This is a genomic window from Candidatus Tumulicola sp. (assembly GCA_035601835.1).
GTDB lineage: Bacteria > Vulcanimicrobiota > Vulcanimicrobiia > Eremiobacterales > Eremiobacteraceae > DATNNM01.
Genome location: DATNNM010000007.1, coordinates 99,363 through 113,957, shown reverse-complemented (window position 1 = coordinate 113,957; position 14,595 = coordinate 99,363). Strand labels below are relative to the sequence as shown.

Here is a 14,595-nt window from a genome sequence, read left to right as displayed (position 1 = left end):
CACCCGATCCATCAGCACCCAGGGCTTTCCCAGCCTCCCTCGCTAAGGTCTAAATATGAATGGCAAAATGGCGGCGCCGCCCAAAGTCGCGGTGGTCGACGACGAGCGCCACGTGCGCGAAATGCTCGAACTCGGGCTGGCGCGAGAGGGTTACGCCGTCCGCTGCGCGGCCGACGGCGCGCAGGCGCTGGACCTGGTCGGCGAGTGGCAACCCGACATCGTCATCCTAGACGTGATGCTGCCGAAGATCGACGGCGTCACGCTCTTGCCGATGCTGCGCAAGAAGACCGAAGCGCCGATCATCATGCTCACCGCCAAAGGCGGCGTCCCCGATAGGGTCGCCGCGCTGGTACGCGGCGCGGACGACTATCTCGCAAAGCCGTTCGTGTTCGAGGAGCTGCTCGCCCGGCTCACCGCGGCTTTGCGCCGGCCGCGCCTCGCGGGCGGCGATATCTTGCGTTACGTGGATCTGACGATCAATCTCGAAACGCGCGAAGTGACCCGCGGCGAGCGCCAGATCGGTCTGACGCCGCGCGAGTTCGACTTGCTCGTCGCCCTCGCGCGCACCCCGCGCAGGGTCCTCACGAAGGAACAGCTCCTGCAGCAGGTATGGGGCCACGACTTCGAGGGCGAAGTAGGCATCGTGGAGACGTACATCTCGTATCTGCGCGCTAAAGTCGACGCGGGTTCTCCTAAGCGGATCATCCATACCGTGCGTGGCGTCGGCTACGCGCTGCGCGAGGACGCGCCGGCTTGAGCTCACTCTCGCTGCGCCTCGGGCTGTGGTACGCGGCCATCTTCGCGCTGCTGTTGCTGCTCGTGGTCGGCGTGTCTTCTCTCATGCTCAACTTCCGGCTCGCCCACGAAACGCGCGAACGGCTCCTGGCCCGCGTCGGCGACGTCGTCGCGCTCGGCAAGGCGTATGGTTCGAACGTGAAAGCGCTCAGCGAGGTGGCGCCCTCGATCGCGCAGGACTTCGCAAACCTCGGAGTGGACGGCGCCGTCTTCGACACGCAAGGCAATTTTTTAGCCGGAGATCCCGCGCAGAAGCAAGCGGGCGCCGCGTTCGCACATCTCAAGCACGCGGCGGGGGGGACGCCGGGTAGCCCGACCACCGCCCCGCAAGCCAACGCATGGGGCCCTGCAGGTCGTCCGCCGGGGCCCGGCGGGGTGGAAGAAAGTGATGGGCTTCGCGTCCTTCCGTATCCGGGCGGGTACCTCACCATCGCGCCCATGCGCGGCTTCGACATCCTCAACCTCGGTCAATACTGGGTCACGCTTTTGATCCTGGTGCTGGTCGCGTTGGTTTTGGCGTTCGTATCGGGTCGGATGCTGGCGGGGCAAGCGCTTAAGCCTGTGGACGAAGTGACCGTCGCGTTGCGCAGTCTGGCCGGCGGCGATTTCTCGCGCCGGGCTTTCGTTCGCGGGGAGAAAAACGAAGCCGGCGCGCTTGCCGGAGCGTACAACGCCGCAGTGGAGCGCGTGGCGAACGCGCTCGAAGAGCGGCGTCACACCGAAGAGCGCATGCGTCAGTTCTCAGCTGATGCCGGACACGAGCTGCGCACCCCGTTGACGGTGATCTCCGGTTACGTATCGGTGCTGCGGCGAGGCGCCGTCGGAGAGCGTGCCGTGGCCGAGGACATCCTCGCGACGATCTCCGATGAGTGCGAGCGCATGCGCCAATTGATCAACAAGCTGATGCTGCTCTCGCGGCTGGACAGCGTGCCGCCCACGTCGTTGGACGTCGTCGACGTCTCGCAGGTGGTGCACGACGCCGTGGAGAGCGCCCGTCCGCTCGTGAACGGTGACAAGCTCACGGTGAGCGCAGACGTGCCGCTCAAGGTACGGGCCGACACGGACGAACTGCGCGAAGCCGTGCGCAATTTGATCGACAACGCGCGGAAGTACGCGCCGGGCGCCGCCATCGAAGTCTCGGCGCGGCGCGACAATTCGTCGGCGGTCATCGACGTGCGCGACGATGGCCCGGGCATGCCGGCCGAGGAACAGACGCACGCGTTCGAACGATTCTACCGCGGCGCGACGCGAGACGTGCCGGGATCGGGCCTTGGACTGGCGATCGTCAAAATGGCAGCCGAGCGCGCAGGCGGGACTGCGACGCTATCGAGCGGCGCCGGCAAAGGCACGCGCGTGACGATCAAGCTGCCGCTGGTCAAGGAATAGCGCGAAGTTTTTGGGCGACGGCCGGATGCGCGGTGAGGGCGCTATCGAGCGCTTGGACGACGTCGGGGTCGAATTTCTTGTAGGTGCTGATGGCGATGCGCGCGAGGGCTTCCTCGCTCGCCATCGCCTCGCCGTGCGGTTTCGGACTGGTCAGCGAGACGTACTCTTCGGCGACCGCGACGATGCGCGCAAGCACATTGATCTCTTCGCCCACCAATCCGCGCGGATAGCCGCTGCCGTCCATGCGCTCCCGGTGCTGCTCGACGATATCCGCCACCGCGCGGTAGTCGCGCCAGCGCGCCACTAAGCGAGCACCCTGTTCGATGTGACGCGGCGTGCGCTCGCCCGCTTCAGCCAGCATCCCGATGTCATGCAAGAGAGCGCCGCGGCGCAAGATCTCGAGTTCCGTGGTCTCCATGCCGAGAACCGACCCGATGCTGAACGCGACCGAAGCCACGCGCCGAGATCGGCCGCTGTCGCTGCCGTCGCGGTAGTCGACCGCGAGTGCAAGCGCCTCCACAAGATCGCCGTTGACGCGATCGAGCTGACCGATGCGGTCGAAGAACTCTTTGTTCTCACGCTCGAGCGCGCTCAGGTAGCGGTCCGCGTTCGCACGCGGCGATGCGAGCGCCCAACGCACGATCATGAGCGGTGCGCTCAGCGCGAGCAAGATCGTCCAGCGCCCATCGATCAGGTCCGGCGTGACGACAAAGCCGAGCGCGGAGATCGCGAAATATTGCAGCGCCGTGAACGGCGACATGCCGTCGATCGACAGCGCGAGCGACGGGAGGCCGATGCGCCGCAGGAGCGCTTGGAGCGCAGACACCTCGGCCAAGTAGGCGAAGGCCGCGTACAAAGCGTCCGCAAGCAACGGGGATGCGCCGATCGACGTCACGCCTGTCGCGGCAAGTCCGCCGGCCAGCGGGCCGAGCACCGACGTGCCGAGCGTCATCGCGACATCGTTGAGGGACGTGACGCGGTTGACGAGCAGCCGGGCGGCGCCGCGCGTGAAGCCGACGAGTACCGCCGCGGGCGCACCGTAGATCGCAAAGGCCGCCACCACGATCGCAAGCGAGGGTCCGATGACGCGCCGGCCCGGTCTTAGGACGTCGCCGGCGAACGCTTCGAGGACCACGGCGCACAAGACGAGGACGGCAAGCAAGCTCGGGAGGTGAACGGCCGCGAGCACGGCCCACAACAAAATGGCGCCCGCCAACCCGATCAGGATCTGCGGGCCGTATTCGGAGAGCATGGGTGGCCGCGGCGCCAGCAATGCGCGGCGAAGCCGCAAGCGGCTCATTTCGCATGTAAGACGATAGCGCCCGATTTGACGTTACCTAAGGGACGAAAAGTATGACGCAGGACACCATCGAAAGGGTACTTATGTCTTTCAGAACGGGACGGCTCGCTGCACTCGCGGTCGCATGCGCGGCCCTGGCGGTCGGAATCCTATCCGCCTCAGCCGGGGCGGCGGACCTGGACGTGAGTCTGAGCATGAGCCGCAACAGCAAAGTGGTGCACATCAGAGCCGGCGACGCGATGGGCATCGCACCCCTAGTCTTGAGGGTGCACGTCGGCGATCGCGTGGTCTTCGTGGATGACGACGTGAAGCAACATCACACCGCCACGGGATTGACAGGCGCGAGCGCGTTTGTCGACGACCCGCGCTGGACCGATGCGTCGCTGAAAGCCTACGGCCAGATCGGTCCGGAGGCGTGGAGCACCGGTGACCTGGCGCCCGGCGCGCGCTCGGCTCCGCTCGTGGCGGCGAAGCCCGGCACGTACCTGTACGGCTGCTTCTTTCATTATACGGCGGGAATGCGTGGCGAGATAATCGTCGAACCCTAGCGCCATGGAATTCCGCGAGCCCATCGAGCGGCTCATCCGCGATCCGCGCGAGTTCACGCGCGACGTCAAGTTTCCGCCGGCTTCCGAGCTGCGCGTCTACGACACCTCGCTGCGCGACGGCGAGCAGATGTGCGGCATCGCGTACACGCCCGAGACCAAATACGAGATCTGCAAGCGTTTGTCCGATATCGGCGTGCACATCATGGACGTCGGCTTCCCCGCCGTCTCAGAAGACGAACGCCGTTCGCTGCAGCTCATCATGCAGGGCAAGCGCAAGGGCGAGATCCGCACGGATCTCGACGTCGTCGTGATGTGCCGCAGCACCAATAAGGACATCGACGCCACTCTAGGCGCGCTCGAGGACATCGACGTCGCGCCGCGCGAGGTCACGTTCTTCGTCTTCACCTCCGGCAGCGATCTGCACATGAAGTACAAGATCGGCAAGTCACTGCTGGCTCGCGAAGGCAAGCCCGAGTCGGAGTGGCTCGATCTGCCGCTGTCGTTCTACCGGCAGGCGAATATCCGCATGCAGTGCGACGCCATCCGCTATTGCCGCAGCAAGGGCGTGGAGCGCGTCGAGTTCGGCGGCGAGGACGGAAGCCGCGGCGACGTGGACTATTTCATCGAGTTGTTCAAAGAAGGTCTGAAGGCCGGGGCCACGCGACCGTCATGGCCCGACACCGTGGGCTGCCTGACCCCCGAGGCCACGCGCTGGTTCTGCTCCCGCATCGTAGCGGCCATGCCCAAGGACGTGACCCTGCTCAATCACTTCCACAACGACTATGGCATGGCCACGGTCAACTGCATCGCCTCGTTGGCGTGCGGCTTCAAGGCGTTCACGGTCACCGCGAACGGCTACGGTGAGCGGGCCGGCAACGTGCCGCTGCATCAAGTGGTCACCGCGCTGCGCGTGCTGTACGGCGTGGAGATCCCAGGCTTCAAGTACGACAAGCTCTGGGAGCTGGCGCGGTTCATGGAACAGGTCTCCGGCTATCCGATCCAGGCGCACGAGCCCATCATCGGCGCGAACGTGTTCGCGCACGAGTCGGGCATCCATACGCACGCCATGCTCATCGACCGGCGCATGTACGAGGCCGTGCCGGCCGACCTGGTGGGCGGACATATGCATTTCATCTTCGGCAAGCATAGCGGGCTCTCGGTCGTTGACGCGACGCTGCGCAAGCGCGAGGGCGACCTCGCACGCGCCGGCGTCCAGGTCGACGGCCAGCTGGCCAAACGCGTGCTCGACGAAGTGAAAAGGGTGCGCGAGGAGCGCGCCAAAAGTGGGCGCACGCAACAGATCATCGCGCAGTACTACGACGGCGTGAACGGCCTCGGATTGACCGAGGACGATGTGGTCAAGATCGCCGAAGGCATCGGTGGGCGCGAACGCGCGACGGCATAAGGACGACAAACCATGAGCGACGCAACGACGAACAACACGAACCTCACGGCGGAATGGATCCGCAGACCCCAGGCCGATCTCGGCGGCGCATCGCCGGCGGACGCGGTGGCCGACCCGGGCGCCCGCCGAAAACTCGAAGACCTGCTCGTAGAGCTTGCCGGGCATCACGTACGGCTGACCAATCTCGGGTTGCCCGCGGTGAATCCGGCCGATATCCGCAAAGCGCTCGGTCTGGAGGCGCACGCGCACCCTGCGCCGGCGCGGCCGGCGGCGCGCATGGTGCGCCCGGGCCCCGTGAAACGCAACCCCATGCTGGACGAGCTCGGCACCGCTCTCACGGGCGGCGACGTTGACAGCGTGTCGTTTTACAACACCAAGACGCACGCAGTCGAGCATTTCATGCACAACCTCGGCGATGTCGAGAACGCGCGCATCGCGGAAGCGGACGGCAATGCCGACTTCAAGAAGATCACGCCGGTGACGACCGACGTGCGCTACGGCATCATGTCCGACTTCATCAGTCTGATCGAGGACATCAACGTGGCAGGACGGCTGCGCACGGCGATCTCGGGCAAGGGTGCGTTTCGGCGCTTCCGCGAGACCGTGGACGAGGACGATACGCTGCGCCGGCGCTGGCTCGGGTACCGCACCAAGCGGCACTACCATCTAGCTTTGGATTGGCTGCACCGCAACGAGCTCAAGCCGGATGGCCTCAACCCCGCCGACTACGATTGGGAGCCGTCGAAGGAGCCGGAACATCCGGCCCCGGCGCGGCGCGAAGCCCCGAAGGCTGAAGAAAAACCGGCGGAGCCTGTCGCGGCGGCGCCCGAACCGGCGGCCGAGGCGACGCCCGCAGAGGCTCCACCCGTCGAAGCCGCAGCTGAATCCGTGGCTGAAACCGCGGCCGAAGCCACCGCCGAGGCGCAAACGCCGGCCTAATGTAGTGCCGGGGCTTTAGCCCCGGACCAAAATAAAGACGCGGTCGAAGGGGCAACGACCGCGTCTGGTGCCATGCGCTTATGCGCGCTTCTCGTTGGAGGGTAGCCGAATGACGCCTATCCTTGGGGGACCGCACGAGCGTCACCCGGCTTATCTAAATGACTAGCCGCCGCCAGGTTTCGTTACAGTCGCCATTGCGGCGCCCGAGCTTTCTCAGGATACGCCTGAACCCAGTGCCGCCATGGCGCGAAAAGCACGAAAAACCGTCAAAATGTCTGCGTGAGTGAAGCGCAGATCTCGAGCGGACAAGCGTTCGCTGCCCGGGAGCAGCGCCGCGATGTCCGCTTTGGCGCTCGACGTGAACGACAGTTCCAACACGAGGGGCGGTTCGATGCGATAGGCCTTGGCGCCGCGGCCTGGCGCCTCTTTTAGCGCTTTTGCCAGACCCGTTTTGATGGCGGCGCGAGCCTCGTGCGGCGATAACGAAGCCGCGGCATAGCGCCCGATCGCCTGCTTCACTTGCACCGTCTCCGCCCAAGGCAAGAAAGAGCGCGCGTCCGCGCACGCGCTTTGATCGCCCGACAGGAACACGATCGGCACCCCGAAAGCGCCGGCCACCAACGCATTGATGCGCGCCTCGCTGCAGCGCACGCCGTTGAGCTTGACGTCGTAGAGCGTCTCGTCGGTATAGGTGTGATCGAGAACGGCATCCTGCGTGCCGATGCTCGCGTGATAGCCCACGAACGCCGCCGCGGTGAATGACGGATCCAGACCCTCGTTCATCGACAACGGCTTGAGCGCGCCGCGGATGAGGCGCACCGAATGCGGCAGTTCCTCGTGGATGATATTGCGCATGTTCCAGTGCGAATCGTTGACGACGATCTCGCTCGCGCCGGCGGCCAACGCGCCTTCGCACGCGGCCCTCACCTCGCCGGTCATGAGCTGGCACGAATACGCATACTCCGGCTGGCCGACCGGATTCGTCTGCTCGACGGCGGTGATGCCGGCGACGCCCTCCATATCCGCAGAGATGTAAACTTTCACTTGCGGAGGTCCGTTCATCCCTTGAAGGTCCGTTCCTACGAGAGTCCCGAATGAGAATTCTCACGTGCTCGATTTTTCGACCAGCGTCGCGCCTCGCGGACTGCCGAGCGAAGCCGACCTCCAATTGCTCTTCGCGCACCTCAATACGGCGCTCTTCGACGGCTCACTCCCAAGTCACCGGATCGTCTTCAACGCTCGGCTAACGGCCGTCACCGGACGAATCACGCACCGCCCGCCGCGCATCGAACTCTCAACGCGGCTGCTCGCCGCGCACCCCGAACACATCCAAGCCACCCTGCTCCACGAGATGGTCCACGCCTGGCTGCACGTACGCCGGCAGCCCTCCGGGCACGGCGCTCCCTTCAAGAAGAAGATGCGCGAGGTCGGCTTGACGAGCATCTACCACTACCTGCCGACCCAGCCCCGCCGCAGCGCCCGTCGTTACGTCCTCGAGTGTCCGCGCTGCAAGATCGCGCTGCTGCGCCGGCGGCGTCCTGGGTCGCGCGTGTCGTGTGCGCGCTGCTCGCCGCGCGGATTCGATGCGCGGGTGGAGATGAGGGTGCGCGCGCTGTGACCCCGTGGGCGTATCGCCAGCGCGCGCTCGTGATCGCGCTGATCTATGCGGCTAGCTTCTTCTTCGGCTACCTGGTCCAAGGTTACGCGGTGAACGACGTCACGCCGACGTATGTGCTCCTCGGCCAATACGTGGGCGGCAGCGGCACTATCGCTATGGCGTTCCTGGCGGCTGCATTCGTTGCGGCTACATACTTGATACGCTTGTGGGCATCGAGTTACCATGTGCCCGGCGTGGTCATGAAACACGACGTGGTCACCGACCGCTTGACCATCGCCGGTCCGTATCGCTTCGTGCGCAATCCGCTGTACGTGGGCAATGTCCTCTTGTCGGTCGGCATCGGGCTGCTGGGCCCACCGGTCACCACGGTGCTGATCTTCCTCGGCAACCTGGTCTTCGTCAACTGGCTATGCGCGGTGGAAGAACAGTTCATGGCGACAACGCATGGCGAGATCTATCGGCAATACTGCGCCGAGGTGCCGCGCTTGCTGCCGCATCTCTGGCCGATCAGGCAAAGTTCGAACGCCCCGGCGCCCTCTTTCGAGCTCGGCTTTCGCACGGAGATCGCGTTCTTGGGAATGACGCTCGCGATGCTGTACTTCGCGATCGTCGCGGTGCCGCTCGATCGGCAGTCGTACGTCGCTTGGATCATGATCGCGATCGTCGGCGTGTTCCTTTTGTGGCAGTACCTGGCGAACCGCTCATCCAAAGGGGCTACCCGATAACGCCCTGAAGTCGGACGCATGGCCACCTACGTCGTCGGCATCAGCGGAGCGAGCGGCACGATTCTCGGCATCCGCGCGCTCGAGGCGCTCCGCTCGGTCAAAGGAGCGCAGGTCCATTTGGTGATGACCGATCAGGCCAAGGTGACGATGCGGCTCGAGACCTCGTACACGCCGGCGAAGGTCGCCAAGCTCGCACACGTCGTGCATGACGAGCGAAACCTTGCGGCCGCGATCTCTTCCGGCTCGTTCAAGACCGACGGGATGGTCGTCATCCCTTGCTCCATCAAGACCGCTGCCGCGATCGCGTATTCGCAAAACGACACGCTGCTGGTGCGCGCGGCGGACGTGCATCTCAAAGAGAAACGCCGGCTCGTGCTGGTGGTGCGCGAAACGCCGTTGCATCTCGGCCACTTGCGCGCGCTGATGCGGCTGGCGGAGATCGGCGCCATGATCGTTCCGCCGATGCCAGGCTTCTACCACAAGCCGAAGTCCGTGGACGACATCGTGAACCACATCGTCGGCAAAGCGCTCGACGCGCTTGGCGTCCCCCACGAACTCTTCGCCCGCTGGAAGGGCTCCAGGTAGCGCCTATCTCGCGATGATCAAATAGATCGCCGCGAAAAGTATCGCCAGCGACAACCAGCGCATCAGCGGCGCAGCCTTCATGCGCAACGCCAAGAACGCCCCGAGCGGCGCGCCGGCGATCGCCCCGAGCGCCAACGCCAGCGCCGGCAGCGGAAGCACGTCGCCGTAGTACAGATGCGAAGCGGTTCCGAAAAACGACGTCACCGCGATGATGAATTGCGACGTGGCCGTGGCGACGTGCGCCGGGAATCCGAAGAGATACACCATCGCGGGGACCTGCACGACCCCGCCGCCGATCCCGAACAAGCTCGCCAGAAATCCCGTTGCGACCGAGACCGCGATACCGCCGATCAAGCTGTAGCGGTACGAATGCCGCACGCCGCGCGCGTCGTCGAAATCGCGGCGCATGTGCCAAGCCGAAGCCGCGCCTCGCGGCGGCGTCGAATCGTCAGATAGGCTCTCGGCTTTTTCGCGCACCAGCAAGATGCGCGCGCCCACGACGAGCAAGAGCACCCCGAACAGAAGCGTGAACACGCGATGCGGTATGAACTGGTCTGCATACGCGCCCAGCAGCGCGCCGGGGATCCCTGCGATCGAAAAAATCAAACCGCTGACGAGATCGACCCTTCGCTGACGAAGGTACTGGAACGTGCCGGACACCGAGTTGACCAACACGACGGCAAGCGACGTGCCCGCAGCCACCTTCGCAGGCTGGTGCATGAACAAGAAGACCGGGACCATCAAGAACCCGCCGCCTACGCCCACCATCGTGCCATAGGTGCCGACCACCAGGCCGAGCGCGACGAAGGCTACGAACTCATACCAGGGCATCGGCCTGCGACACCGGTGGCACCCACACGCGAGGGCGCGCGCCGCCAAACGCGAAGTGAGGCGGGTAACAGCCAGCCACACACAGAGGGTCGCGATTCATGGCGCTGTACAGCGCGCGTAAGGGCTTCAATATCGGCCTCACGGTCGGCGGCGTCAATCTGAACCGCGGCTTCCATATGGTCGCGGGGCCGTGCAGTGTGGAATCGGCCGCGCAGATCGAGACCACCGCCGCTCACCTTGCAGGCAAGGGCGTTCGCATCCTCCGGGGCGGCGCGTTCAAACCGCGCACCTCGCCGTACTCGTTCCAGGGACTTGAAGAAGAAGGCCTGCGCCTTCTTGCAGACGCCGCGCGGCGACACGACATGATCACCGTGTCCGAGGTGATGGACACAGAATCGCTGCCGCTGGTCGCAGAGCACATCGACATCCTGCAAGTCGGCGCCCGCAACATGCAAAACTTTTCGCTGCTGAAGAAACTCGCCAAGCAGCCCAAGCCGGTCCTGCTCAAACGCGGCATGTCGGCGACCATCGAAGAGCTGCTGCTGGCGGCCGAGTACGTGCTCAACGGGAACGACCGCGTCATCTTGTGCGAGCGGGGCGTGCGCTCGTTCGAAAGACTGACGCGCAACATGCTCGATCTGGCCGGCGTGGCGTTGTTGCATGAGATGAGCCATCTGCCGGTGATCGTGGACCTTTCGCACTCGACCGGCCGAACCGACATCGTGATGCCGCTCGCGCGCGCCTGCGTCGCCCTGGGTGCGGAAGGCATCATGGTCGAAGTGCACCCCAATCCGCAAGCTGCGCTCTCGGACGCCGATCAGGCGCTCTCGTTGGAAGAGGCGTCGCGGCTCATCGACGACCTTCAACCATGGATCGAATTGCGTTCGCGCATCGCCGCGTCGAACGGGTCCCTAGCAAAACCCGCCGTACCGGCCGACCATTAAGAAGCACTACGTATATCTCGCCCGCGCCGCGGACGGCGCGTACTATTGCGGTTACGCGCTCGATCCGCGCGCACGCGTGGAGAGGCATAACGCCGGCGCCGGGGCGAAGTCGCTGCGCGGGCGATTGCCGGTCACGCTGGCCTACGCGCGCAGCTTTGCTTCACTGGGCGATGCGTTGAAGTTCGAGATCTTCTTGAAGAAGCAGACGCACGCATTCAAGCAGTCGCTCGCGAAGCGTTGGCGCGCTCGCAGAAGAGGAAAATAATGGATCATCGCATTCTGGGCACGACGATGCCCGTGTTGGAGATGACGCTTGGCGCTGGTGAGAGCATCGTGGCGACGCCGGGCGAACTGTCGTGGATGTCGGCGAACGTGCAGATGCGCACCTCGACCCAAATGGCAGGCTCGGCCGGTCTGTTCGGTGCGCTCAAGCGCGCGCTGGGAGGCGGCGGTCTGTTCATGACCGAGTACAGCGCGCAAAACGCGGCCGGTATGGTGGCGTTCGCAGCCAAGATCCCCGGGCAGATCCTCCCGGTCGACGTCACACCCGGCAAGGGCTACATGATCCATAAACACGGCTTCGTGTGCGGCACGTCCGGCGTCGAGCTTTCGATCGGTTTTCAACGCACCCTTGGCGCCGGCGTGTTCGGCGGCAACGGCTTCATCCTTCAGAAACTCGCGGGCACCGCCAGCGCCTGGATCGAACTAGGCGGCGAGATCGTGATCTACGAGCTCGCGCCCGGCCAAACGCTGCTGGTGCATCCCGGCCATGTGGGCATGTTCGACGAGAGCGTCAAGTTCGACATCACGATGATCCGCGGCATCAAGAACATCATCTTCGGCGGCGACGGCGTGTTTCTCGCGCAACTGAGCGGACCCGGCAAAGTATGGCTGCAGTCGCTGACGCTGCCCAATCTCGCACATGCGATCGGCCAGTACATCGGCGGCGAAGCCGCGGGTGCCGGCGTGGCGGGCGGCATCGCCGGCGCGGTGCTCAAGGGCCTCAGCGGCTGAAGCCATGCTGACGTTTCGTGCATGCCTCGTGACGGTACTAATGGCGATGAGCGCCGTCGCTATCGCGCGCGCCGCTTGGGCCGACGGCCTCGGCAGTCAGCCCCCCGGCATCAAGCCGACCACCGCAACGCTGAGCGGCGTCATCTCGGCCAACCTCAATGCGCGAGGCAAGGCGCTTGAGACTTTTACGAGCTACGTGCTCGACTACTCGTATTCGGCCGGCGGATTTTTGGGCAAGACCGACACGATCGCGGTCGGGCGCGACTATCTGACCACCGACACGTACGGCCCATTCACCGACCTCGCCGGGCGCCTCAACGGCCAGTATTGGACTCAGAATGAGAACGGCCTTACGGTAGCTCTTTCGGGATTGCGCGGCCGCGCGGATATGAACAGACTAGCGATCAAGGCGCTCGAGGGCGGCGCCACCGTCGATGCGGCGCGGCTCCTCGGCGAGACGAGCTCGCCGGTTGCGGCGTACGTCGTCGAAGTGCACCCGCAAGAAGGGCTCCTGGAATGGCGCTTTTACGGCGTCAAGTCCGGCTTGCTGGTGCGCGATGAGACCTTCGACGGACGATTTCGCACTGTGCGGACGTACGACGACTTCCGCGACACCAAGGGCGCGGTGCTTGCGTGGCACTATCACGTCACGGACGGCGATCTGACGAACGACGAGGACTGGAAAGTGTCCAAACTGGACGTCAACGTGCCGGTATCGCTCAACGATTTGAACATCCGCCAAGACGCCCGCGCCCTTGTCGAATTCCCAGTCGGGAAAGAATCGGTCGAATTACCGATGCGCGTGGTGGACGGTCACATCATCACGCGCCTGTTCATCAACGGTAAAGGCTACGACTTCATGCTCGACTCTGGAGCGGGCGGCATCTTCATCGACCGCGGTCTCCTGGCGGACCTCGGCTTGAAGCGGTACGGGAGGATCAACGCGACGGCTGCGGGCCAGTTCGAGTTGGTGCGCTCGATCGTCCCCGAGATCCATTTCGGTGACCTCACGATGCGCAACGTCGCGGTGTACGGCATTCCATTTCGCGGCAACGTGCGGGCGGATACGAAGATCAACGGGCTCGTCGGCTTCGACTTCATCGCCGATTGCGTCCTCAAGATCGACTACGATAAGCAGAAGATGGTGGCGATCAAACCGGATGCGTTTCAGATGCCCGCCGACGCGCTCGGTCAGATGCCGATCACGTTGGACTCGAGCGTTCCGGAAGTCCGCGCCGGCATCGGCGGCGCGTACGACGACCACTTCATCGTGGATACGGGTGCCGGGGACGTGGTCGTCTTCTCAAAATTCTCGCTCGCGCATCCGCAAGAGACGTCGGATTTGGGCCGAGGTAGAGCCGAGGCCAAAGCCATCAACGGACTCGGGTTCGGTGATCTGCTCTTTGCCGGTGGCGTGGGCGGATCGTTTCGCGTCTGGCCGACCGAGATCGAAAAGTTCAGCTTTGGTCCGGTGAACTTCGTCAACTGGGTGATCGAGAAGACGGATCCGAACGAGGGACTCGACGATGGCGAGCACGACGGACTCATCGGCTACACCTTCTTGCGCCTCTTCACCATCTACTTCGACTACAATCGGAGCAGGATGATCTTGGCCCCGAACGGCCTCTATCGGAGCGTGACGCACACCGGCTAGCGCTGCTTCGGTGTCTCCGTCTCGATCGGAGTGGCCGGCATGAAACCCCATTCTGCCCAGGAGCCATCGTAGACGCTAACGCCGCGACGACCCAGCAGTTCCGAGAGCACGAACCACGCGACGCTTGCCCGATTGCCGATCGTGCAATAGGTGATGAGGTCGCGGACGTCGTCAAGCCGGGCGGGGAACGTCCGACGCAGCACATCAACCGGCGCATACGATCCGTCGGCATTCACGACCGCGTCAAGCGTGACGTTGAGCGCGCCCGGGATGTGCCCGGCTCTGCCCGTATTCTCCGTAGCGCCGGACGGCCAGAACCGCTCGCCACGGAATTCTGCTTCACTGCGCACGTCGAGAATCGCGCATTCCGCGTCGCCGATCGACGCTGCGACCATCGGCTGCTGGGCTCGAATCTCACCATTCGGCTCGGGTAGCGGGTAGTGCGTTGCCATCGGCTCGGGCCGATCGGTCGTCCACGGCCGGCCGTCTTCTTGCCATTGCCGTTTCGAGAGATTCAGCACGCTCGCGTCGGCATGGCCGTACAACTTCAGCAACCAATAACCCAGCGCAGGCCCATACCCGTAGAACACGACCTTCGTGCTCGGGGTGATGCCTGATGTGCTGAGGAGGCTCGCGCACGCCACATCGTCGACGAGCCGGTACTTCGGATCTTTCAGGGCCTTATAAATATCCCAAAAGACTGCGCCGGGGATATGGCCTTCGTCGTACGACTTCGGACTGACGTCGACCTCGACGACGCGCACGCCTGGATCGGCACGATGCGCGGCGAGCCAATCCGCGGAGACCAGCGCGTTGGGATTTGCGTAGACCTCTTTACTCATAGAGTCCTG

Annotated in this window: 16 protein-coding genes; 12 read left to right on the top strand and 4 right to left on the bottom strand. The window is 64.5% G+C overall.

The window, feature by feature from the left end; genetic code table 11:
* Nucleotides 1–55: 55 nt before the first annotated feature.
* Together VN934_02365 and VN934_02360 are read left to right on the top strand one after the other, a co-directional pair.
* Nucleotides 56–757 (top strand): response regulator transcription factor, encoded by a 702-nt coding sequence (locus tag VN934_02365; protein HXM17633.1) that lies wholly within the window; start codon nucleotides 56–58, stop codon nucleotides 755–757.
* Nucleotides 754–2,181: a HAMP domain-containing sensor histidine kinase gene (locus tag VN934_02360; protein ID HXM17632.1), complete on the top strand. Its 1,428-nt coding sequence runs from the start codon at nucleotides 754–756 to the stop codon at nucleotides 2,179–2,181. Before VN934_02365 ends, VN934_02360 begins: the two co-directional genes overlap by 4 nt.
* On the opposite strand, the gene VN934_02355 is transcribed toward VN934_02360, so the two are convergent.
* A complete protein-coding gene (locus VN934_02355; GenBank protein ID HXM17631.1) occupies nucleotides 2,171–3,472 on the bottom strand; it encodes an HD domain-containing phosphohydrolase in 1,302 nt (433 codons plus the stop codon). The two genes, VN934_02360 and VN934_02355, sit on opposite strands and share 11 nt — an antisense overlap.
* 92 nt (nucleotides 3,473–3,564) lie before the next feature.
* Between VN934_02355 and VN934_02350 the strand changes: the two genes are divergently transcribed.
* From VN934_02350 to VN934_02340, 3 genes are read left to right on the top strand one after another with little or no spacing between them, the layout of a single operon-like run.
* Nucleotides 3,565–4,029 carry a plastocyanin/azurin family copper-binding protein gene (locus VN934_02350; protein ID HXM17630.1) on the top strand — a complete coding sequence of 155 codons (465 nt, stop codon included), beginning with the start codon at nucleotides 3,565–3,567 and terminating at the stop codon, nucleotides 4,027–4,029.
* A gap of 4 nt (nucleotides 4,030–4,033) precedes the next feature.
* On the top strand, nucleotides 4,034–5,434 hold the full coding sequence (locus VN934_02345) for a hypothetical protein (protein ID HXM17629.1): 1,401 nt from the start codon (nucleotides 4,034–4,036) through the stop codon (nucleotides 5,432–5,434).
* A gap of 12 nt (nucleotides 5,435–5,446) precedes the next feature.
* A complete protein-coding gene (locus VN934_02340; protein ID HXM17628.1) occupies nucleotides 5,447–6,373 on the top strand; it encodes a UPF0158 family protein in 927 nt (308 codons plus the stop codon).
* 213 nt (nucleotides 6,374–6,586) lie between these two features.
* Here the strand turns inward: VN934_02340 and VN934_02335 are convergent, their stop codons facing one another.
* Nucleotides 6,587–7,417: a M55 family metallopeptidase gene (locus VN934_02335; GenBank protein ID HXM17627.1), complete on the bottom strand. Its 831-nt coding sequence runs from the start codon at nucleotides 7,415–7,417 to the stop codon at nucleotides 6,587–6,589.
* A gap of 64 nt (nucleotides 7,418–7,481) precedes the next feature.
* On the opposite strand from VN934_02335, the gene VN934_02330 reads away from it, so the two are divergent.
* Genes VN934_02330 through VN934_02320 form a run of 3 tightly spaced genes read left to right on the top strand, consistent with a single transcriptional unit; the run spans nucleotide 7,482 to nucleotide 9,301 of the window.
* Nucleotides 7,482–7,991, top strand: a complete 510-nt coding sequence (locus VN934_02330) for a SprT family zinc-dependent metalloprotease (GenBank protein ID HXM17626.1) — start codon at nucleotides 7,482–7,484, stop codon at nucleotides 7,989–7,991.
* Nucleotides 7,988–8,716: a methyltransferase gene (locus tag VN934_02325; GenBank protein ID HXM17625.1), complete on the top strand. Its 729-nt coding sequence runs from the start codon at nucleotides 7,988–7,990 to the stop codon at nucleotides 8,714–8,716. Before VN934_02330 ends, VN934_02325 begins: the two co-directional genes overlap by 4 nt.
* A gap of 18 nt (nucleotides 8,717–8,734) precedes the next feature.
* Complete coding sequence (locus VN934_02320; GenBank protein HXM17624.1) at nucleotides 8,735–9,301, top strand: UbiX family flavin prenyltransferase; 567 nt, start codon at nucleotides 8,735–8,737, stop codon at nucleotides 9,299–9,301.
* 3 nt (nucleotides 9,302–9,304) lie between these two features.
* On the opposite strand, the gene VN934_02315 is transcribed toward VN934_02320, so the two are convergent.
* Nucleotides 9,305–10,132, bottom strand: a complete 828-nt coding sequence (locus VN934_02315) for a sulfite exporter TauE/SafE family protein (GenBank protein ID HXM17623.1) — start codon at nucleotides 10,130–10,132, stop codon at nucleotides 9,305–9,307.
* A gap of 98 nt (nucleotides 10,133–10,230) precedes the next feature.
* On the opposite strand from VN934_02315, the gene VN934_02310 reads away from it, so the two are divergent.
* Genes VN934_02310 through VN934_02295 form a run of 4 tightly spaced genes read left to right on the top strand, consistent with a single transcriptional unit; the run spans nucleotide 10,231 to nucleotide 13,744 of the window.
* Nucleotides 10,231–11,076, top strand: coding sequence for a bifunctional 3-deoxy-7-phosphoheptulonate synthase/chorismate mutase (locus tag VN934_02310; protein ID HXM17622.1), 846 nt, complete (start codon nucleotides 10,231–10,233; stop codon nucleotides 11,074–11,076).
* The gene (locus VN934_02305; GenBank protein ID HXM17621.1) at nucleotides 11,072–11,341 is read left to right on the top strand and encodes a GIY-YIG nuclease family protein; all 270 of its coding nucleotides are present in this window, start codon (nucleotides 11,072–11,074) and stop codon (nucleotides 11,339–11,341) included. The genes VN934_02310 and VN934_02305 overlap by 5 nt, the downstream gene beginning before the upstream one ends.
* Entirely contained in the window at nucleotides 11,341–12,090 is a 750-nt protein-coding gene (locus VN934_02300; GenBank protein HXM17620.1) for a TIGR00266 family protein, read from the top strand. The genes VN934_02305 and VN934_02300 overlap by 1 nt, the downstream gene beginning before the upstream one ends.
* Before the next feature lie 46 nt (nucleotides 12,091–12,136).
* Nucleotides 12,137–13,744: a retropepsin-like aspartic protease gene (locus VN934_02295; GenBank protein HXM17619.1), complete on the top strand. Its 1,608-nt coding sequence runs from the start codon at nucleotides 12,137–12,139 to the stop codon at nucleotides 13,742–13,744.
* Here the strand turns inward: VN934_02295 and VN934_02290 are convergent.
* Nucleotides 13,741–14,586, bottom strand: a complete 846-nt coding sequence (locus VN934_02290) for a sulfurtransferase (protein ID HXM17618.1) — start codon at nucleotides 14,584–14,586, stop codon at nucleotides 13,741–13,743. The genes VN934_02295 and VN934_02290 overlap by 4 nt on opposite strands.
* Between the last annotated feature and the right edge of the window lie 9 nt (nucleotides 14,587–14,595).

Coding starts and splice junctions, on each gene's coding strand:
- VN934_02365 (HXM17633.1), top strand. CDS start 56: ATGAATGGCAAAATGGCGGCGCCGCCCAAAGTCGCGGTGGTCGACGAC.
- VN934_02350 (HXM17630.1), top strand. CDS start 3,565: ATGTCTTTCAGAACGGGACGGCTCGCTGCACTCGCGGTCGCATGCGCG.
- VN934_02345 (HXM17629.1), top strand. CDS start 4,034: ATGGAATTCCGCGAGCCCATCGAGCGGCTCATCCGCGATCCGCGCGAG.
- VN934_02340 (HXM17628.1), top strand. CDS start 5,447: ATGAGCGACGCAACGACGAACAACACGAACCTCACGGCGGAATGGATC.
- VN934_02320 (HXM17624.1), top strand. CDS start 8,735: ATGGCCACCTACGTCGTCGGCATCAGCGGAGCGAGCGGCACGATTCTC.
- VN934_02315 (HXM17623.1), bottom strand. CDS start 10,132: ATGCCCTGGTATGAGTTCGTAGCCTTCGTCGCGCTCGGCCTGGTGGTC.
- VN934_02310 (HXM17622.1), top strand. CDS start 10,231: ATGGCGCTGTACAGCGCGCGTAAGGGCTTCAATATCGGCCTCACGGTC.
- VN934_02300 (HXM17620.1), top strand. CDS start 11,341: ATGGATCATCGCATTCTGGGCACGACGATGCCCGTGTTGGAGATGACG.
- VN934_02295 (HXM17619.1), top strand. CDS start 12,137: ATGAGCGCCGTCGCTATCGCGCGCGCCGCTTGGGCCGACGGCCTCGGC.
- VN934_02290 (HXM17618.1), bottom strand. CDS start 14,586: ATGAGTAAAGAGGTCTACGCAAATCCCAACGCGCTGGTCTCCGCGGAT.